Genomic DNA, 21,763 nt, shown 5'->3' with positions numbered 1-21,763 from the left:
ATGATATGATAGAGAGCAATATGGATGAAAGAGTTAGAGTAGAATTAGATAGTTTAGGTGAAGTTAAAGTACCAAGTAGGCATTATTGGGGAGCACAAACACAACGTTCCTTGGAGAATTTTAAAATTAGTATAGAGAAAATGCCAGAACCTCTAATTAAAGCGTTAGCGATAGTAAAGCTTGCGGTAGCACGTGTCAATATGAAGTCTAATGCTATAGATAAAAAAGTAGGGAATACAATTTGCATGGCTGCACAGGAGGTAATAGATGGTAAATTTAATGATGAATTTCCTCTTGTTGTATGGCAAACTGGCTCTGGGACTCAGACTAATATGAATATGAATGAAGTGATTAGTAATCGTGCAATAGAGATTTTGGGTGGTAATTTAGGTAGTAAATTTCCAGTGCATCCAAACGATCATGTAAATTGTGGTCAATCATCAAATGATACTTTTCCAACAGCAATGCATATAGCAGTAGCAAGAGAAATAAATCATTCTCTTATTCCTAGTCTTGAATGGCTTCGTAAAACGCTAAATGATAAAGTTCAGGAGTTTAAAAACATAATAAAAGTAGGACGTACTCATTTGCAAGATGCAGTACCTTTGACACTAGGGCAAGAGTTTTCTGGCTATATGGTTCAGGTTAAAAAGGGGATAGAGAGGGTAAAGTTAGCTCTGGGTAATGTATATGAGCTTGCGCAGGGTGGCACTGCAGTTGGTACAGGGCTAAACGTTAGCCGTGGCTTTGCCGAGAGTGTTGCTAAAGAAATAGCAAAAATTACTGATCTTCCATTTACTTCAGCACAAAGTAAGTTTGAGGCATTAGCAGCTAATGATGCTTTAGTTGAATTAAGTGGAACACTTAATACGGTAGCGGTTAGTTTGATGAAAATTGCGAATGATCTAAGATTACTGAGTTCTGGTCCTAGATGTGGGATTGGAGAAATAATATTACCAGAAAATGAACCTGGTTCTTCAATTATGCCAGGTAAGGTAAATCCTACTCAATGTGAAGCAGTAACTATGGTATGTGCTCAAGTTATGGGAAATCATGTTGCTGTAACTATTGGCGGCTCAAATGGTCATTTTGAATTAAATGTGTTTAAGCCAGTAATAATTTATAATATTTTACAGTCTATAAGACTTTTAGCTGATGTAAGTTTAAGTTTTGCAGAAAAATGTGTGCTTGGTATTAAAGCAAATGAGAGAAGGATAAAAGGTTTTCTAAATCAGTCATTGATGTTAGTCACTGTATTAAATACTCATATAGGATATGACAATGCAGCAAAAATAGCAAAACTTGCCCATGAAGAGGATATAACCCTGAAAGAAGCTACAATAAAATTAGGATTGCTTACTGAGAAGGAATTTGAAAAAATAGTAAATCCAAAAGAGATGGTAAATTTGTATAGCTACTAATTTTATATTGTATTTGGAGTTATTTTTAATTTTTGTAGTATTTATAATAATTTTGCCCCTTATAATGAAGGAGTTAACCATTAAATAGTTAATGAGCATTGTAAGGCTTTGATATAGAAGAATATTAAGTAGTAATGTATATTAATTTATATTAGAATATGAAGGTATTAAATGTTGTATTTATGTTAGATTAATTCTAAACAATTACAACTTTAGCAAGATTAATTGTCATATTATATGTATGATATAATATGATATTAAAATATATACTACATATTTTGTAAATTATATAAATTAATGTGATAATCAGTGAGAAAAGGTTAAAGTAAAAAGTTCAAGAGTTATATAGTTACTTTATTTGTGTATAATTTCAGAAAAATTTTATTTCATAATAATGAAAAGAGCTTTAATATCAGTGTTTGATAAGACAAATATAGTTGATCTTGCATTGTTTTTAGTACAGCGACGAGTAGAAGTTCTTTCAACTGGAAATACTTATAAGGTACTATTTGAAGCTGGGGTAAAAACGCGAGAAGTTTCAGATTATATAGAGTTTCCAGAGATACTGGGTGGTAGGGTGAAAACTTTACATCCTAAAATTTATGGAGGAATACTTTGTGGTCAAAAAAAGTATAATGAGGAAATGCAAGATTTAGGAATTGAGCCTATAGATCTTCTGATAGTTAATCTATATCCATTTTGGGAAGAAGTAAATAACATGGCAAGTTATGGGCAGATTATAGAACAAATTGATATCGGTGGAGTAGCCTTAATTAGGGCTGCAGCAAAAAATTTTCATTTTACTTCAGTTATTTCTAGTATTGAAGACTATGAAATATTAAAAATTGAGATGATTAAGAATGATAATAAAACTACGTTGAAATATAGAAAATATCTAGCAACTAAAGCGTTTGCTCTTACCACATATTATGATTCTAATATTTATAATTGGTTTATATCACAAAGTAAGGATAGTAGTAAGTTGCCAAAATTTTTTGCTTTGTGTGGATATAAGATGCAAGAACTGAGATATGGTGAAAATCCTCATCAAAAAGCTGCATTTTATAGTAATCAATTTACAAAGTATCCGCTAGAAAAGATACATGGTAAAGATTTGAGTTATAATAATATATTAGATGTAGAATCTGCACTTGATGTGATTTCTGAGTTTAAAGAGCCTATAGCAGTAATAATTAAGCATAATAATCCATGTGGTGTTGCTGTTGGTAGTAATGTTTTAGAAGCATATGAAAAGGCTTTGTCATGCGATAAAGTAAGTAGTTTTGGTGGTATAGTAGCTTTAAATCGAGAGGTGGATTTCAAGCTAGCAAAAAAATTAAATGAGATATTTTTGGAGATAGTTGTTATGCCATCAATAAATAATGAAGCATTGCAAATTTTACGGAGAAAGAAGAATTTGATAATTATTATTTATAGGTCCTTTAAGCAAGATATAAAATATAAAATTAAAAATGTTGTCGGTGGTTTTTTAATACAAGGGAATAATGACCATATAATAAGAACGGAGGAAATGAATCAAGTAACAGAGTCTGCTGTAACAGAAAAAGAAAAAAAGGATCTGCTTTTTGCTTGGAAAATATGTAAATATGTGAAATCAAATGCGATAGTTATAGTGAAAAATGAATGTACTGTTGGTATTGGTGCAGGGCAAACAAGTAGAATAGATAGTGTTAATATTGCAGTAAAAAAAGCAGGTAAAAGATGTAAAGGTGCTGTGCTTGCTTCAGATGCATTTTTTCCATTTTCAGATAGTATAATTAAAGGTGCAAAATATGGAATTACAGCGATAGTTCAGCCTGGAGGCTCTCTAAAAGATCAAGATGTGATAGCAGCTGCAAATAAAAGTAAAATCGCTATGTTTTTTACTGGTATTCGTAATTTTTTTCATTAAATTTTATAACTTATAGTAAAAAGTTTTTTTGTATCAAGTAATTTAACGAATATATATGATTTTTTACTTGGTAAATAATGCTCTCTAGTAAGAGTTTGCTGCACTTTTAAAAGTGCAAAGCTTATTTTTATTATTTCAATATATCAAGAATTATTTAAGAAATTATTCTGAAATGATTTTTTTGTATTTTTATATTTTGGATTAAGTAATTTTTGATTCTTTTATATAAATGAATGAATTAACAAATCCTATGATTTTTATTTTTTTGTGCTTATAAAATACCTTTTTGCTGTTTTATGAGCATGTTCTTTTTTAGTAATGTAAAATCTATTTTGATTTACACTAATATTAATTCTAATGTAAACTTTAACTTACATATTATATAATGGTATGCATTGAAAGATGTTGCTTTTTTTTAAAAAAGTGGGCATTCAATGTTATTGAATATAGTTTGTTATAAATTTTGGAGTTGAATTTATAGTGCAAAAATATATCATGTTTTTTCTTTAATATTACTAAACTTTTTTTTCTGTATTTAAAATACTACTTTGTAAATTTATTTATGATGATTTTTCTTTAATTTTATACAGTTTTTACTGTGGTGGAGTAACTTTTATCTTAGTAGAAGATAAAGTTTTTTGATCGAAGTTTTTTATTGTTCAGCAGAAGCCTAATAGCTGGCTAGGAAAATTAAGTATTTATGTGTTTTTGCTGTATTGATTACTGAAGATATGATTTAATTTGTCTCTTTATGTCATATCAATATCACTTGTAGTAAATTTACCTGCGATGTGGAGGTTTTATTCTTAATAAAGTTCATTTATTAAATAAATTATTTGTTAGTTAAACAATAATTTATTTGGATTTATTTTTTATATTTATTGGATATTAGAATTATTTTTATGGATTACTTTTTTTAAATTTTGTATTAAGTTGCTACGCAAATAATTCATCATAAGTAAACCTTTTTTTTAGAGTTTTAACTTCTCTCTTTATTTTCTTTCAATTAATAAACTCGTTTATATAATTTTATAAGCTTTCTTTTCAATTAGCCGTTATTTTAGTTAGTAAACATCTGTCTTGAATTTTAATTAAATTAATGTTCTTTAGATTGGATTTGTTATACTCTTAATCGTTTGTTGAGTGATTTTAATATTTGGCAATTTTTTTTGAGCTTGTTTCTGGTAATATATTTATTTTGTTGAAAATAGTTAATATGAATAATTGATTATGGTTAATAAATAATATGAGTGAGTATATTGACTTTTATTTTTTTAAATTATTTTGTGGTTTATTTAAAGTAGTGATTTTGATGATTCTTATGTGAAGTTATGAATTCTCGAACTTGAAAATTGAGATGGTAATGTATTTCTATCTATATAACTAAGTGGTTTATAAGATATAGGAACAGGGGTTTATTACTCTTTATTTTCTTATGAAGTTTAGTGGTATTATAGAGTAAATTGAGGTTTTTTTTAGTGAATTGTTATTTAGAAAAGTTAGCACATTTAGTGCTGTTTATGTGAGCACATAATAGTTAATAAAAAAATTAGTTGTTCTTTAAGTTATATTATTTGCTATTAAACTAATGTACTGACTCTTATCAAGTCATTAGTAGTTATTTTATTACTTTTTAAGTATTTTAATGTTATATTAAGAGTATTTTATATATATTATTGTATAGTGATAATTTAGAGAAAAATGATGAAAATTTAGAATTAAGTAAAAACTATAAACGATAAATCGAAGGTTCGATGAATTAAATGCATAAAGATTTTATAAGTAGGTCGGTCTTATTTATTAAATGAAAGATGGAATTCTGCTACCTTTTTGGAAGAAGTTTTTAGAGAATATTAAAATGTACTGGATTTTAAGTTTTAAGTCCATTTCTTTTAGAGAAGTTGATTATTAAATATAATATAAGTGTATATTATGTATTAAATTAAGAAAAGGGTGTGTCTTTTCCTTATTTAGAAGATATGATTATGTGTAGATTTTATATATATGGTATATTTATCAGGTCATACCTACATTAGGTATAATGAAAGGGCTAGTTTTTTATAATTTTATTAAATTGAATAAAATATTTATGTAATCAGAATTGCTTATTCAAATTTGCTTGAATTTCGTATAAATGAAAAGTAACATAAGTTTTATAAGAGTGAGTAAATTTATTTTTGTATATTATTAAAGAGCTAATCTAGGCTCTTTTTCCCTCTCTATTAGTTGGTTAAGTATGCAAGTGAAAGTTTATTTAAGTTTAAGAAGTTTTTTTAGTTATTGGGAGAGATTTAACTGGCTAAGAATAAGTAAAAATGAGAAAGAAAGGTTATTGCTATTGCTATAATGAAAGGTTGTGAACTTTCAAAATAAAAACTATCTTTAATAAGGTAGTTTAAGTAATATATTGACTGTTGTACAGAACAAGTATGGTATCATTTAGATTAAAAAAAGGGTGTAAATTTTTCTATACAATTGATTACTTTAGAATTTGGAAATTGATTTTTAAACCAGGTATATTGACGTTTTGCGTAATGTCTTGTGTTGGTTTGAGTAATTTGTATCGCTTTATTTAAAGTAATCTCACCTTTCAAGTACTTTGTAATTTCTGGCACTCCATGTGCTTTCATAGCTGGTAAATATGAAGGTAAGTTCATGTTAAGTAGATTTTTTACTTCATCAATTGCTCCATTCTTAATCATTGTAATAAAGCGGGAATTTATTTTTTGGTAAACATCTTCACGTTTAGGTAAAATTGTATATATCTTAAAATTATTAAATAAAGGAGGCTGTTTATTTTCTTGCCATATAAGAATTGACTTGCCAGTTTCAGTGATAACTTCAAGTGCTCTTAAAAGACGGTATGAGTCATTCATGAATATTTTACCTTGAATTTTAGGGTCTTTACTTAGGACTAATTTGTAAAACTCTTCTTTGCTTAAATTTTTTTTGAGCTTACTTACATTGTTTTTTACTTCTTGACTGATTTGTGGAATTGATGATAAGCCTTTGATCAAACTACTGATATAAAATCCACTTCCTCCAGTAATAATAGGTATTTGTGAATTTTTTAGTGCATTGTTAATTTCTTTTTTTAAATCTTCTAGCCATAGACTTACAGAATAATTTTCTTTTGCTGAAACATATCCGTATAATTTATAAGGTTTTTCTTGTTTAAATGGTTGGGCAGTAATGATGGGAATTTCTTTATATATTTGCTTTGAATCACAGTTTATGATGCTAAGGTTTAAGTGTTTTTTTATTAAGTTATTACATAATTTTGATTTACCTGAAGCCGTAATTCCTGTGATGACTACTATACCATCTTTCATGATATATATATAATAGATTAGAGTGTAGAGAAATTTAAATTCTATAATTTAACGTCCGGGGATTTTTATATGGCAGAGCACAATAATAATAATTCGTTTACTAAGCGTTTTATAAATAGGGTTTCTAGTGATACAAGAGAAAGTTTTTCTAATAAATATTTATCTCGAAATATAAAGGAACATTTGTTAAGAGAAAAAGGTAAGATTTCTAGATTAGTAAGTAAAAAAACTAAATCTAAAGAAGCTTTTTGGGGAAGTAGTCTCATAAAAAATAAGAGCAGGATTCTTAATGAAAGGTCTTTTGTGGATGCAACAAGAAGAAGTAGATCAGATCTTATATATTTAGTTCGTGGTAAAGATCGTGGAAGGCCAGCATGGCATTATATATTGGTTGATAAAGATAAGAAAGAAATGTTTCTTGCAAAAAGTAGAACTGGTTCTATGGATGTTGCAGATTATGGAGAGATTTTGTATTCAGGGTGGGGAGAAAATCCATCACAAGAGATCATTGATAAGATTAATGAAGAGTTTGGGCTGTAATAAGGTTGTTATAAATTTTATTAATTTCTCTGTAATTTAGTTAATTAAGCAGAATAAAGTAATTTATCTTATTTATAAAATGTTAGTATTGTTTAGTACTATATGTTTTAAAGTGTGTTAGTTATGAAAAGGAATTTATTAAATATAAAGAAGGTAAAGAATTTATGATAGAAGAAGTTACTCATTTTTTTCATCTTAATCTCTATGTTCTTATAATGCCTCAATATTACTCTTTTTTATAAACATTTCTTAGTCATAAAATATAGGTAAAGGGTTTATAAATGTTAAAAATCTTTTGAAGATATGGGTGTATTAGTTAAAAGCTAGATACATTAAATTTTTATTTTTATCTGTATAAGCTGACTTAGTTTAACAAGGAGAAAAGTGATAAACTTGTAGTAGTTTTTTTATTTTTAAATATTTGGACATGTTGTAGATATGTGGGTAATTGATTGTAAAGTAGTTAATTTGAAAAGAAATATATAAACTATTTTAGTTTTAAAGCTTAGAGATTTAGTTTATATGATTACTTGGTTAGTAGTTCAGCATGTATCTTTCTTTAGTTAAAAGTTGTATAGGTTTATTGTCATTTTAGAATGTATAGAATTTCACTTTAAATAGCTTAGATATTATTTTATATGATGTAGGAACCAAAGGACCGGAGGAATAAATTTTATATTTTATATAATGAAATGTAATAGCTGAATAGCATTATTGTCAGCGTTAGTGTTTTAGCTGTTAATTCTTAATCACTTCAGTTTTTTTTGACTTTACTTCTTGAGTTGATGAATTTCGATCAGGGGAAAGATGGAGACGATACGAATGAACGTTGTGATGATTCAAGAGGAAAAGGTTTATTACTTTTACAGTAACTGTAAATACCATGGCTTTTTAAACTTTATTACTTATGAAATTTATAAATTTTTTAGTAGAGAAGAGTGTATATTATTTATTTTACTTCTTGAAGGTGAAAATTGTGCTGCCAATATATATTGTGAATCACCTTTATAATAAATTAAATTCATATGTTTTGCAGAAAAGGTTGCAGCAACCAACGTTGAATTTTATAATTATTACATCTAAGATGGTAATTTGTGTAGTATCACAAACAGTTCAAAGGGAATTAGACCTAGCAAATTAAATGAATTTGTTTTTTTTATTAGTAAACACTGATTTACTTATTTTTTTATTAAGGTAAATTAGTAAATCATGATACTCTAGCTGCTGTTGGATGGTAAGGGAGTTTTTATTAAAGGGTTTGGATTAATTAATGTATGGCATTTAATGATTTTTTTTGTGCTTAAAGAATGTAGTTAATGATTATATATCTAAAAGGTTTTTGCGTTTTTGTATCGGTTGACATGCAAGTATTTCAATTATATGGAAATGCTATAAGCGATACTTTTGTTTTCATAGGTTGTAATAATTAAAGTATCTGTTTAATCAGAGCTTTATTTGGTATGATCTGGAATGTAGATTATAGTGTTGTTAATCATCTTTAAGATATTTTGTTAATTAATGTTGCTAACCACCACATTGTAGCTACTAAATTAGTATGTTTTTATTATGATTGATTGTAGGTATTATAGTAAATATTTTAATATACGTTTGAGAAGGGAAATGAGTATGGTAATGTTAATTTAGTTAGTGGATTAGAAATTGTTTTCATTTTTTATATTAATTAACACCCTGCAAGTGTAAGTATTTTGCTAATATTTTTGGCATTTAAATTTTAAAGGTATGAGGGTTAAGATTACCTTTTGGAGTATTTTTGTGGCTTATATTTATAAAACTGTTTTTTATGTTAAAGATATTTTTTTAATAAACAAAATTATTTTTATTAGGTTTTTAATTTGGTCAATTAAGATAAATAATTTTTTACTTATTAAGTATTTGCTGTTTGTAGAAATATTTGTACTATTTAAGTGTAATTTAGTATAAATTAATCATGGAATTCAATAAGATTATTGCTTCGATTTTGTTTTCTGGGCTAGTGATTATGATAATTAGTAATGTAGTTGATATGCTTTATAGTCCAGAGGAGTATAAGATAAAATATAAAACAATAATTACTGCTGGCGATAATGAGTCTCAACAAAAAATTGAACAAGTAGCATTTGATATTGGAGTTCTTATGCAAAATGCTAGTGTTAAAAGAGGTAAATCAATTGTAAAGAAATGTGTAGCTTGTCATAGTTTTGAAAAAGATGGATTTAATAGAGTTGGACCCAACTTGTGGAATATAGTTGGAGATAAAAAAGCACGTTTTAGTAGTTCGTTTAATTATTCAAAAGCAATGCTTGAAAAGGGTGGAAAATGGAATTATGATGATCTCTTTATCTTTTTGAAAAATCCAAAGGCCTATATAAAAGGTACACGTATGGCATTTGCTGGTATTTCAAATCCGCAGGAAATTGCGGATTTAATTAGCTATTTACTACAATTAAGTGATAATCCGATTGATTTATCAAAATAGTATGAATTTCATGAATAATTTTATTAAGATGATAGATATGCATATTGAAGCTGTAGGGAAAAGAAACTTTTGTAATTATCTTTATTGGGTGTTAATCCAATATAAATTAAAATAAAATACTGCTTATAGATTTTTTGTGACAAGAATATGGTAGATGATGCTTGTGTGCTATTTTAAAAAGTTATGATTGTTTATTTTAATTCTCAAAAAAGATTACAGCGGTTTATATGATATTCTTTCTTGGTTTACTTCAAGTTTGATATTTGAAGGGGAGCTGTTTGGTGGTAAAAAAATTAGGCAAACTCTAGGGGGGGGCTTAGGTAAATTTTGTTCAAGAAATTGAATATAAGATAATTAAAAATGTGATAAAAGATAGTAACAAGAAGACCTTCTTAAATTCTAATAAAGAAATGAAGAATGACAGGATTTTTTTGTGCTTTATTATTTTATTAATAATGTAAATGTTTTTTATCAGAGTTATTAATTGAGCTAAAAACTAAGTTATTGATGTGCCATGTTTAGTAAAATTATTTTAATAGTATATCTGATAAATTTTTGTCTGAAAATTTTTTCAGACTGTAAAGATTTTGTTTAGTGTAACTGATTAAATTATTTGTATTTGTTTAGTTGATTTAGCTGAATGTTGATTTTTATTAATATAGTACTTGATAGAAATTTAATATGAATTTTAGTGGTATAAATTAGTATGTTATAATTTTATATAATTAAAGGAATAGAAAGATGGATACATAAAATAATAAGCTACTAGAAAGATAATTAAGAGTAAGTTTTATAATTGACTACTTTTAAGAGAGCTTAATGCGAGAATAATGAAAAGTGTATATATTTGTTTGTATGTTATGCTTATGGAATATAATGTTAAGTTGTAGTCCTAATTAAGAAGAGGTACTGAACGACACGTGTTCCTTTTTGTTTTTGCTTTGTATCATATTAAATGAAAATGTGATTGATCTATGAAGTAGGATGTGAAGATGTAGTAATGTTAAATAAATATTTTTTTGCTCTTAAGAAGAGTATACTAAGGTATATAAATAGTAACAGATAAAGGTGTTGACATATAATAAGTAAAATTCTTTAAAATAGAAAAAATAATGTAATGTATTTTTTTAGTGATACTTTTAAAGAGTAGTAAGATTTGTTGTTTAATTTATAAGAAAATTCAGTAAGGATTAATTTGAGAGTTTTATTAATCAGGAAATAAAGTTGGGATGTTTTAAATATTGCTTTGGTAATGAGGGGAAAGCTTATAAAAAAATGTAGAGTTATATTAAGTAGTGTTGAGAACAGATATATATTGGGTAAAACTAAGTAGTTTTTTCTTGATATAAAGCGAAGTTTAAAAGTAGTGCCATATAAAGCAGTGGTGTAAGATTTTTTATGTAATAACTATAGATTAAATAGATTGTGTTTGTGGTAAAATGTGTTTACAAACTTTTTTTTTACTATCTTAATTTATGTGTAGTAGGGTGTAGTATATTAAAGATGCCTAATATTTAGAGGTAAAAGCAATTATCTGTGGCAGAATGGATAAATGAAGTCAGGAATTGTTTTTTTATAATATTAAAAATTATTAATTTATTAACATATTTTTGTTGATAAGGAAGTGATTTCTTTATTTTTTTTATAGGTTTATTTGTGTTCGTAATTAGTAGTTTTTTAAATTAAAAGAAAATAAAATTATTGTTGTTTAGTTAAAATATTATTTTTGATAATATGAAAGGTTATTGTGATTGTAGACAATTTTTTTTATGTTATAATTTTTAATTACAGTACTTTTTTTTAGTTGTTAAGTGGATATTTATGGAATATCTGACTTAAATATAAGAAATTATAAAGAAAAGGTGGCTTTTTAAGGTTAAATTGTTATCTTTTAATATGAAAATACAAAGAAATAAATAAAGATATGTTTTTCAAGAGTCGATTTTTAAATAACTAAAGTTAAAATTATATAAGTAGGTATACGTAAGCTTTTTTTTAAAATTTTTATCTTTTTATATTTATCGGTAGTGATTAGTTTAGATGATGAAGAAATTGTATCATGATTAAGATGATTATATAAAGTATTTCTGAAGTAATTAAAAAGAATTAATAACTTTTTTAAAAGAGGAATAAAAAATGCTTTTTATGAAATTATGAAGGTCACCATTTGAAATGGTATGTGTATTTAACTTAAAAGGCTACCTAACAGTCGATACTGTGGTAAGTTAAAGATTGAGAAGTGAAATTATATTTATTTAAGCTGTTTATTTTGTATAAAACAGGTTTAATATCATGATTTAAACTTAAAGTTGTACTTAAAATAGTAATTATAATCGTTTGCATAGGAATTTAATGAATTTTGTTTTCATATTATAATTGAAATCCTTTTTTAGTTGAAAGTGCTGCTGACCGAAATATATAAATGTGGTATTGATTAATGTTTATAAATTTAAATGGTTTTATGGAAAATAATTATAATGCTAATGCAATAAAGATTTTAAGAGGTCTTGATGCTGTGAAAAAGCGTCCAGGTATGTATATTGGTGATACTAATGATGGATCTGGTTTGCATCATATGGTATATGAGGTTGTTGATAATGCAATAGATGAATCTTTATCTGGGTGTTGTAATAAAATTGAAATTAGTATAAATGAAGATGGTTCAGTATCTGTAATCGATAATGGTCGTGGCATTCCAACTGATATGCATGAAGAAGAGGGAATATCAGCAGCAGAGGTGATAATGACTCAACTACATGCAGGTGGTAAATTTGACAATAATAGCTACAAAGTTTCTGGGGGATTACATGGTGTTGGAGTTTCGGTTGTAAATGCATTATCTAGTTGGTTAGAATTAACTATTTGGCGTGATAATAAAGAGTATTTTATACGCTTTGAAGATGGTAAGCCTATTGAATCTTTAAAAATAGTGAATGAAAGAGTGAATAAAAGAGGAACAAAAGTAACGTTTATGCCGTCAACGGAAATTTTTAGCAGTATCGATTTTAGTTATTCTATTCTTGAGAGTCGAATCAGAGAGTTAGCTTTTTTAAATTCGAATGTTAATATTGTTTTGTATGACTTACGCAGTAGGCCATATATAGAATCTTGCTTTAATGGTAGTGAGGAATCTAAGGATAATTTTGGTACAGCAAATTTTATATGTTATTTAGATAAAAATAAGACACATCTTACCAAGATTGTTAGTATGAGGGGTAATGTAAAGGATTTAGGTATTGATGTAGAGGTCTCAATGGGATGGAATGATTCTTGCTATGAGAATATGTTGTGCTTTACAAATAATATAAAGCAATGTAGTGGTGGTACACATTTAGCGGGGCTTAGGTCTGCACTAACTAGATGTATTAATAATTATGCAATTAATGAGGGTTTTTTAAAAAGAGCAAAAGTGACTTTAACTGGAGAAGATATTAGGGAGGGGTTAACTTGTGTTTTATCTCTTAAGATGCTTGACCCTAAATTTTCTTCACAAACGAAAGATAAATTAGTCAGTTCTGAGGCACGTACAGTTGTAGAAAATATAGTTTTTGATAAATTAAGTTCAATGCTTGAAACTGATCCTAAATTAGCAACAAGTATAGTGGAAAGAGTGATTAAATCAGCTAAAGGAAGAGAGGCTGCAAGAAAGGCACGAGAGTTAGTTAAAAATAAAAGTAATATTGATATTGCAACTTTACCTGGGAAACTTGCTGATTGTCAGGAAAAAATTCCTGAGTTATCGGAATTGTTTATAGTAGAAGGTAATTCTGCGGGTGGTTCTGCAAAGCAAGGTCGTAATCGAAAGACACAAGCAGTACTTGCTTTAAAAGGAAAGATTTTAAATGTAGAACGTGTAGGGCTTGATCGTATCTTTTCATCTGCGGAAATTGGCTCTTTAGTGACGGCAATTGGGGCTGGAGTAGGAAGTAAGAATTTTGATATCGAGAAGGCTAGATATCATAAAATTATTATTATGACAGATGCAGATGTTGATGGTGCACATATTAGAACTTTGCTCTTAACATTTTTTTTTCGATATATGCGTGGAATAATTGAAAAAGGCTACTTATATATAGCACAACCGCCTCTTTATAAAGTTACAAAAAATGCTAAAGATACTTATATTAAAGATGATAAAACTTTTGAAGAATATATAGTAAGTTCAGCAGTTAAAAAATTAACATTAAATGGTGTAAATAAGGATTTGCGTTTTGTTTTGAATAGATGTCTTAATATTTCAAATATTAGTAAAAATTATGGTAGGGAAATACCACAAAATTTATTAGAGTCTTTGCTAATTCTAAGTAAAAAAAATGTTTTATCGTCTGCTAATGAAATTTTAAGATATTTAAAATTAGTTTATAGTAAATATACTTGGAAAGTAGAAATAAAAGGCGAAGAAATTTATATTTGTAAATTATTTCAAGGATTAGTAGATAGATATGCATTTTCACTTAGCATGCTTAAAAATAAAGAAGTACTTAGTATATTTAGTTTTCTTGATGATATAGTTGATTTATTTAATGGTAATTCATTTTTGAAGTTACAAGAAAGTCAAATAAAAATTGAATCTCCAAGTACACTTGTGAAAATAATTATGGACTATGGTAAAAAGGGTTTAACTATGCAGAGGTTTAAAGGCCTTGGTGAAATGAATGCTAATCAGCTTTGGGAAACTACACTTAATCCGGAAACTAGGACTTTACTAAAAGTTGAAATAGAAAATTGTGAGGAAGCAAATAGTATGTTTTCAATACTAATGGGTGATATAGTTGAACTGCGCCGTGATTTTATCAAGAATAATGCGCTTAATGTATATAATATTGATATTTAACTTTTTTTCTATTTTTATAATTTTTTATGCTATATTTTTTTTTATAAAATTTTTACTTAGTTTAGTAAGGATTAATATATTATTTATACTGTTTTTGTAATAGTGTTCATGCAATTTATGTTATATATGTTATTGAATTAGGTACTAGTAAGTTCAATTTGAAAGAAAAAAAACTTAATGGTAGATTATCTAGTGTGGCTTGCAAGATTTAGATCTTGTAATAAAGAACATAAAGATAATGTAATTATATTGTTCGTTTTATATTTATATTAATTTTTTACTTAAAAATGAATATTTAGTGTTTGTAAGGTGTGAGGTATTTTTAATCTAGATAGTAAATTTACATACTATAAATTTTTATAGTAAGTTCTATGTATAATCTTGTTTTATAACTAAACTTGCTTGAGGTCAATTTTTCAATATTATGATAATGTGTGGAAAGGTGGCTGAGTGGTTTAAAGCACACGCTTGGAAAGCGTGCACATATAAAGTATGTCGGGGGTTCAAATCCCCCCTTTTCCGTATGTAAAATAGAAGTAAAAATTATGAAAAATATAATGCTAATTGGCGGTGGAGTTGGAAATGCGGTATTGTTTTCAATAGGAAAAGCATGTCTTGAGAATAAGAATGAGGTTTTATATTTTGCTGGCTATAAAAAATTAAATGATGTATTTAAACAAACACTAATAGAATATGCGGCAACTATTGTAGTTTGGGTATGTGAAGAAGGGTTGATAAAAGCGAACAGGAGTCAAGATAGATCTTTTCACGGTAATATAGTTGATGCAATAGTTTCTTATCAACATGGAATATTGGGTAATACTGAGGTAAATTTAGATGCTATAGATCAAATTATTGTTGTTGGTTCTGATAAAATGATGAAGACTGTAAATGAGGCTAGAAAAACGGTTTTAAGACCATATTTAAGATCTGGCCATGTAGCAGTATCATCAATTAATTCTCCTATGCAGTGTATGATGAAAGAAATTTGTGCTCAATGTGTGCAACGGCATATAAATATGGAAACAGGAAAAGAGAGTTTTATTTATAGTTGTAGTCGTCAAGACCAAGATATGGATTTTGTTGATTTTGACTTTTTAAGTGAACGTTTAAAGCAAAACAGTTTGCAGGAAAAACTTACTGCAAAGTGGATAGATCATGTTAAAAGATATTAAACAACAGAAAAAAAGGATAAGGGAACAATATAGAGCTATAAGAAAGAATATTGATCAGAGTTATTCAAATTATGCAGCAAATTCTCTTATTAATCTTTTTGATCAAAGCTTAAGTTATATAAAAGGTAAAACTATTGCTGCTTATATTCCAATTGATCAAGAAATAGATGTTATGCCCTTGATGTATAATTTGCTTGATTTAGGTTATAATGTGGCAATCCCTGATGAAAATAAGCAGTTAAAATTTAGAAAATGGAATGGAAAAGGTGAAGATATAGTTCCTGATGCAATAATTATTCCTGTTATTGCTTTTGATGATTGTTTGAGTAGATTAGGTTTTGGAAGTGGATGGTATGATATTATAATAAAAGAATTGCGGCCATTTAGAAAAATATTTATAGGTGTAGCTTATGAAGAACAATGTTATAAAAATTTACCTATAGAAGAACACGATCAAAAATTAGATATTATTATTACTGAGACGTGTATTAGATGTAGATAATTAAGATTATTTATAATTTTCTTTCTTTTGAAGAAGATTTCAAATGTGTTATATTTATAGACTCAACTTTTTAAAAAAATTTGAAATGATACTTAGCCTTTGAGTTTAATAATTTATGTTTTAGTTATTAAAAATATAATGTTTGGGTGATTACTATTTTTTTTGTAATAAATGAGGATTTACGGTTAAGTGTTTTATAATACTACTTGCAATTTTTTTTAAATTTTGATGGTTTGTAATTAAATTATTAATTTATTTAATTTAAGTATATTTTTTATGGTCGTAATTTATAACTAAAAAAAGTTGAGGGGTTAATTATATATATACTTTTATAATTAATATATACTTATTATAATATTTGCTGTTTGTAATTTGCAGATGAATTTGTGTGTAATAAAGTCATAATAATAACTTTTTTTTAAGGCTAATATCATAAGCAAAAGTCTAATATTCCTATGTTATAACTAATGGCATATAGTTTTTTTAATTTATTTTTTTAGGAAGGCTATATATATAAATGATGTAGTAGTGTTTTTATGTATTTTTTTTAAAATAATATAGGTAATTTATTAGTTAATTTAGATTAAAGTATGCTATATTTAAGCTTTGAATTGAGCTTTATTTTAAATAAAATTTTTATAGAGTTAGATGAGTAATTTTTAACTTTATATTAATTTTTATAATTTTTTTTAATTGACTAAAGCGGTGGTGAAGGACTGCAGATATTTTTTAATTTATAGTCAAGTAGCGATGATAATTGTATATGACATTTATTTTTAAAGATAAGATTTTGTTATTAATTACCTTAGTTTCTTGATTTTATTTAGAAAACTGTTTTATATCTATTTAAAGATTTTTATAGGAGAATAGGATAATTAAATTTTTTAAAGCAATATATTAGGAATATTATTTATCTTAAAAAATATTAGTAAGTTTATACTTTGTGTAAGTTTTGTAATAAGAAATGATGTATAAAATTTAATGCATGATATATTAAAAATGTACTTGCATTATATGATTTTGATTTACTCAGTTTTGGTACTTTTCATATAGTGAACATTTGAAAAGTAAATGATAAAAAAGTTTTGTTACTTTTTTTATTGCTAATCTAATTTAGTGTGCATTCAATGATGATTTAAGCTTTTCAAAGAAGAGTCGATTCCATATATTTTGGATAGTTGTAGATAGAAGGGATAAGTTTATTATGTATTTTTAGGAAGTTTATTTTTGTGAAATGTTTGTATTTAAATTTTATGTTATTCATATGTAATAATAAATTTAAAATTATTGCAATATGATTATGTTTAAAGAAATTATGGATTGTATGAAAGAAAGAAACACTCCTGTGATGGAACAATATTTGAATCTAAAAGCTCAATATAATGATCATTTGTTGTTTTATAGATTAGGTGATTTTTATGAATTATTTTTTGATGATGCTGTTAAAACTGCAAAATTGCTAAATATCGTGCTTACTAAAAGGGGTAATTCATGTGGACAAGATATACCAATGTGTGGAGTACCGGTGCATAACAGTGAGTCTTATTTATGTAAGTTAGTAGCTTTAGGATTTAAAGTAGCAGTTTGTGATCAGTTAGAAACTGCTGATGAAGCAAAAAGAAGAGGATATAAATCCATAGTAAAACGTGATGTAGTTCGAATTATTACTCCAGGTACGGTTATTGAAGATTCATTATTGGAGGATAAAAGTAATAATTATCTTGCATCCATAGTTGAACAGAATGAAGAGTATGCTATTGGTTGGCTTGAATTATCGACAGGAAAGTTTTTTCATATTAAAACAAATTTGAAATCTCTGGATAATGATTTACTGCGTGTGTCACCAAAAGAATTATTAATTTCTGAAAAGCTTATTGAGAATGAGAAAGTGAGGTTAATTTTAAAGAATTACAAAACCTCAATTACACAGCATGCTCAGAGTTTTTTTGAGTATAATAAATCTTATAGAGTTCTATGTGAATTTTATAAAATTAAAAAACTTGAGGTTATAGGAAATTTTAGCAAAGTAGAGGTAATGGCTTGTGGTGCATTGCTTGAGTATGTAAGAGTAACTCAAAAGGGTTTTGTTCCAAGGCTTGAGTTACCAAAATCTTATAAGCAAGAAAGTTTTATGTTTATCGATTCTTCGGCAAGGAGAAATCTTGAGTTGTTTTTAACTCAATCTAGTGAAAGAAAAGGTTCGCTAATTTCAGTAATTGATTATACAGTGACAGCTTCTGGTGGGCGATTGCTTAAACAAATGCTTGCTTCTCCGCTTGTTTGTTCTAAAGCAATTAATTTAAGACTTAGTACTGTTGAATTTTTTGTTAGTCATTATGGATTATGCAAAGAAGTGCGAGAAATACTTTCTAGTATTCCAGATATTGAGAGGTTATTATCACGCTTGGTGTTAGGGCGTGGTTCACCGAGGGATATCAATTTATTAAAAGTTGGTCTTGGAAAAACTTTAGAATTATCTAAGTTTTTATGTAAAATTGAGTCTGGTAAAAATGAACTCAGAGCAATACGTAAAAAACTTGGTAATCATAAAGAACTATTTGATCTTTTAGACGAGGCTGTGCTTAATAATGATCTTAATTCTGTAAAAGAGGGGAGATTTATTAATCCACAATATAATCAAGAATTATCAGAATTATCTTATGTGTTAGATAATAGTAACAAACTAATAGCTAAACTTCGTAAATTTTATTGTGACCTGACTGGTATTGCTGCACTAAAAATATTGTATAATAATATTCTTGGTTATTATGTTGAAGTGTCAACAAATTATAAATTAACTTCTAACCTCTTTATTCATAGACAAAGTTTAGCAAATAGTATGCGTTACACTACTAATGAGTTGAAAGAATTAGAGAACAAAATTCTCACGGCACGTGATGCTATGATTAACTTAGAAATGAAAATTTTTGATGAATTGTGTAGTAAAATTGCTAAAAGATCTGAAAAAATTGCTCTTGCTGCAAATGCTTTAGCTAAACTTGACGTTAGGGTTTCACTTGCAGAGCTCGCGGTACAAAATAACTATGTAAAGCCTATTATTGATGATAGTAAGGAATTTAATATTTATGGTGGAAGACATCCAGTGGTTGAAATTCATGGTAAGTTTATTGCAAATAGCATTAATTTAGTTGGTATACATTTAATTACTGGTCCTAATATGGCTGGAAAAAGTACTTTTTTAAGGCAAAATGCTCTCATTGCAATTTTAGCTCATATGGGTTCATTTGTACCAGCAGATAGTGCACATATTGGAGTGATTGATAAGGTATTTAGCAGAGTTGGTGCAACAGATAATTTAGCATTTGGCTATTCTACTTTTATGGTAGAAATGCTTGAAACAGCAGCTATAGTGAATCAGGCAACAGATCGTTCCTTAGTAATACTTGATGAAATTGGTAGAGGTACAGGAATATGTGATGGTTTATCTATTGCTCAGGCAGTAGTTGAGCATATTCATAATGTGAATAAATGTCGTGCTATTTTTGCAACTCATTATCATGAATTAACTAAAGTGGGTAAAAACTTAAAAAACATAAAATGTTTCTGTGTGAAAGTAAGAGAATGGAACGGAAAAGTTATTTTTTTACATGAGGTAGTTGAAGGTATTGCAGATGAGTCATATGGAATATATGTAGCAAAACTTGCTGGTTTTCCCGATTCTGTACTAGAAAGAGCAAGTGTAATATTTGAGGAGTTAAAGGCTTGAGGGGAGTTTAATTTGATTTTGCGTCCATTTAGTCAATATAATTTTTCTAAGGGGATTATTGGTTGTTAAGTTTTGTATAAATCTTATTTTATCGTTATATAGGTATTTAAAAGTCTTTCTGGGTAGGGGGTGGTTTTGAACTATTGATAAAAGCTTGCTATATTAATGAATATGACCTATTGCTAAGTATCATTTAAGGTATGGAAATTTTTTTGACTGTTCTAAAAGAGGTATTATGTAGAGTTTTTCCTGCTAAAGCGATAAGCTCTTTTTTAGGGATAGGGTATTTACCGAGTTGGCAAAATTATTGGTCTTCTTTTTTAATATTGCTTATTACAGATATTATATTAATTTTTATATATGGAATTGATTTTATACTGTATAAGATGCCATATTCAGGTATAATTATTGCTGCTATTTTTGCGAAATTGGCAATAGGTGTATTAGTTTTGCAGTTAATTGGAATATTTGTTTTCCATATTAAAGATCCTTCAGCGAATAGTAGTGAAAATATAGTAATACAAATAGCATTAGGACAGCTATTGACTATTGCACTTTCAATGCCAGCAATAATGTCAATTTATTATGTTATAAGTAAATTATATAGAAATATATGTAAAGAAATACTTCAGTGTGCATTTTGGTTTGATAATTTTATGCATTTTTTCTTTTTCTTGATGATACCTTATATATTTTTTACTATTATAGAAATAGTAAAACCTTGGCCAATAAGTTCAATACAACTCAGTTATAATAATGCAATATCAATTACGTTTGAAGGAATTTTTCATGCTTTTTATGCAGTGATTTTTCTATATTTGATTGCATTTATATGCTGTGATTTAACTATGCATGATGCAATTGTTTTAAATAAAAGTATAATTCAGCATGTAAAAGGAAGTTTAGCAGTTTTTGATAATTATCTACGTGATAGTGTAAAAAATAAATATTGGTAGAGTTTCTATTTGTTTATATATTTATTATAAAAATTATATAGTTTGTGTGAATTTACAAAGTATAATAAAAGAGTTACAAAATTTTTGGGTTGAGGAAGGATGTACTATACTTCATCCATACACATCTGAAGTTGGAGCTGGTACGTTACACCCTGCAACAGTTATGTCAGCAATTGATATAAAACCAATAAAAATTGCGTATCTACAGCCAGTAATTAGGCCAGCAGATGGTCGTTATGCTAATAATCCTAACCGTCTATATCAACATCATCAGTATCAGGTAATAATAAAACCTTCTGGAAATAATTTGCAAGATATCTATTTAGATAGCTTAAAGGCTCTTGGTGTACATACAAAGAGATATGATATTAAATTTATTGAAGATGATTGGGAAAGTCCAAGTATTGGTGCATCAGGTCTTGGATGGGAGGTTATATGCAATGGGATAGAAGTAGCACAACTTACTTATATACAACAAGTAGGAAGCATTGATTGTAAAATAATTCCTGGTGAACTAGCATATGGATTAGAACGTTTGGCAATGTGTATACAAAGTGTAGATAATGTTTTTGATATAATTTGGGATGATAGTGGAGTAACTTATGGAGATATTTTTAGGCAAAGGGAATATGAATTTTCTTACTTGTCGTTAGACTATTATAATACTGAAGTAGTACAACAGCAATTTGAAGATACGGAGAAATTATGTCAGTTCTTGATTGAAAAAAAATTACCTGTAGCGGCTTATGATCAATGCATTAAAACTAGTCATTTACTTAATTTGCTTGATGCAAGAGGAGTACTTGGCGTGAATAAGCGTATAATATATATTAGTAGGGTTAGAGAGCTAGCAAAAAAATGCTGCGAGTTATACATGAATCAATAACC

11 protein-coding genes and 1 tRNA gene are annotated in these 21,763 nt (G+C 27.3%); 11 read left to right on the top strand and 1 reads right to left on the bottom strand.

The features are described 5' to 3' along the window. Window positions 1–20 precede the first annotated feature (20 nt). Together fumC and purH are read left to right on the top strand one after the other, a co-directional pair. Window positions 21–1,421, top strand: coding sequence for a class II fumarate hydratase (fumC, locus tag GOY14_RS02900; RefSeq protein WP_175809774.1), 1,401 nt, complete (start codon window positions 21–23; stop codon window positions 1,419–1,421). A 388-nt stretch (window positions 1,422–1,809) separates the two neighbouring features. Beyond that, window positions 1,810–3,333: a bifunctional phosphoribosylaminoimidazolecarboxamide formyltransferase/IMP cyclohydrolase gene (purH, locus tag GOY14_RS02895; RefSeq protein ID WP_175809892.1), complete on the top strand. Its 1,524-nt coding sequence runs from the start codon at window positions 1,810–1,812 to the stop codon at window positions 3,331–3,333. A 2,444-nt stretch (window positions 3,334–5,777) separates the two neighbouring features. On the opposite strand, the gene miaA is transcribed toward purH, so the two are convergent. Beyond that, on the bottom strand, window positions 5,778–6,665 hold the full coding sequence (gene miaA / locus GOY14_RS02890; protein ID WP_175809773.1) for a tRNA (adenosine(37)-N6)-dimethylallyltransferase MiaA: 888 nt from the start codon (window positions 6,663–6,665) through the stop codon (window positions 5,778–5,780). Window positions 6,666–6,734: 69 nt separating this feature from the next. Between miaA and GOY14_RS02885 the strand changes: the two genes are divergently transcribed. The 9 genes from GOY14_RS02885 (at window position 6,735) to GOY14_RS02845 (ending at window position 21,761) form a co-directional block, all read left to right on the top strand. After that, window positions 6,735–7,205 (top strand): hypothetical protein, encoded by a 471-nt coding sequence (locus tag GOY14_RS02885; protein WP_175809772.1) that lies wholly within the window; start codon window positions 6,735–6,737, stop codon window positions 7,203–7,205. A 1,948-nt stretch (window positions 7,206–9,153) separates the two neighbouring features. Further along, window positions 9,154–9,681, top strand: a complete 528-nt coding sequence (locus GOY14_RS02880; protein WP_175809771.1) for a c-type cytochrome — start codon at window positions 9,154–9,156, stop codon at window positions 9,679–9,681. Between the two features lie 2,461 nt (window positions 9,682–12,142). After that, on the top strand, window positions 12,143–14,515 hold the full coding sequence (gyrB, locus tag GOY14_RS02875) for a DNA topoisomerase (ATP-hydrolyzing) subunit B (RefSeq protein ID WP_175809891.1): 2,373 nt from the start codon (window positions 12,143–12,145) through the stop codon (window positions 14,513–14,515). Between the two features lie 436 nt (window positions 14,516–14,951). Continuing rightward, a tRNA-Ser gene (locus GOY14_RS02870) sits at window positions 14,952–15,037 on the top strand. Window positions 15,038–15,060: 23 nt separating this feature from the next. After that, a complete protein-coding gene (locus tag GOY14_RS02865) occupies window positions 15,061–15,690 on the top strand; it encodes a ferredoxin reductase domain-containing protein (protein ID WP_175809770.1) in 630 nt (209 codons plus the stop codon). Further along, a complete protein-coding gene (locus GOY14_RS02860; RefSeq protein ID WP_175809769.1) occupies window positions 15,674–16,192 on the top strand; it encodes a 5-formyltetrahydrofolate cyclo-ligase in 519 nt (172 codons plus the stop codon). The genes GOY14_RS02865 and GOY14_RS02860 overlap by 17 nt, the downstream gene beginning before the upstream one ends. A 1,324-nt stretch (window positions 16,193–17,516) precedes the next feature. After that, complete coding sequence (mutS, locus tag GOY14_RS02855; RefSeq protein ID WP_410543574.1) at window positions 17,517–19,919, top strand: DNA mismatch repair protein MutS; 2,403 nt, start codon at window positions 17,517–17,519, stop codon at window positions 19,917–19,919. A gap of 200 nt (window positions 19,920–20,119) precedes the next feature. Beyond that, the gene (locus GOY14_RS02850; RefSeq protein ID WP_175809768.1) at window positions 20,120–20,875 is read left to right on the top strand and encodes a phosphatidylglycerophosphatase; all 756 of its coding nucleotides are present in this window, start codon (window positions 20,120–20,122) and stop codon (window positions 20,873–20,875) included. 37 nt (window positions 20,876–20,912) lie between these two features. Next, a complete protein-coding gene (locus GOY14_RS02845) occupies window positions 20,913–21,761 on the top strand; it encodes a glycine--tRNA ligase subunit alpha (protein WP_218938846.1) in 849 nt (282 codons plus the stop codon). The last annotated feature ends 2 nt before the right edge of the window (window positions 21,762–21,763 follow it).

The sequence above is a fragment of the Wolbachia endosymbiont of Dipetalonema caudispina genome (assembly GCF_013365495.1).
Classification (GTDB): Bacteria; Pseudomonadota; Alphaproteobacteria; order Rickettsiales; family Anaplasmataceae; genus Wolbachia.
This window is presented reverse-complemented; position numbering and strand designations above follow the sequence as displayed.

What these genes read in the sequence shown, in the direction of transcription:
- fumC (WP_175809774.1), top strand. Translation starts at nt 21, where the DNA reads ATGGATGAAAGAGTTAGAGTAGAATTAGATAGTTTAGGTGAAGTTAAA.
- GOY14_RS02850 (WP_175809768.1), top strand. Translation starts at nt 20,120, where the DNA reads ATGGAAATTTTTTTGACTGTTCTAAAAGAGGTATTATGTAGAGTTTTT.
- GOY14_RS02865 (WP_175809770.1), top strand. Translation starts at nt 15,061, where the DNA reads ATGAAAAATATAATGCTAATTGGCGGTGGAGTTGGAAATGCGGTATTG.
- GOY14_RS02880 (WP_175809771.1), top strand. Translation starts at nt 9,154, where the DNA reads ATGGAATTCAATAAGATTATTGCTTCGATTTTGTTTTCTGGGCTAGTG.
- mutS (WP_410543574.1), top strand. Translation starts at nt 17,517, where the DNA reads ATGAAAGAAAGAAACACTCCTGTGATGGAACAATATTTGAATCTAAAA.
- miaA (WP_175809773.1), bottom strand. Translation starts at nt 6,665, where the DNA reads ATGAAAGATGGTATAGTAGTCATCACAGGAATTACGGCTTCAGGTAAA.
- gyrB (WP_175809891.1), top strand. Translation starts at nt 12,143, where the DNA reads ATGGAAAATAATTATAATGCTAATGCAATAAAGATTTTAAGAGGTCTT.
- GOY14_RS02860 (WP_175809769.1), top strand. Translation starts at nt 15,674, where the DNA reads ATGTTAAAAGATATTAAACAACAGAAAAAAAGGATAAGGGAACAATAT.
- GOY14_RS02885 (WP_175809772.1), top strand. Translation starts at nt 6,735, where the DNA reads ATGGCAGAGCACAATAATAATAATTCGTTTACTAAGCGTTTTATAAAT.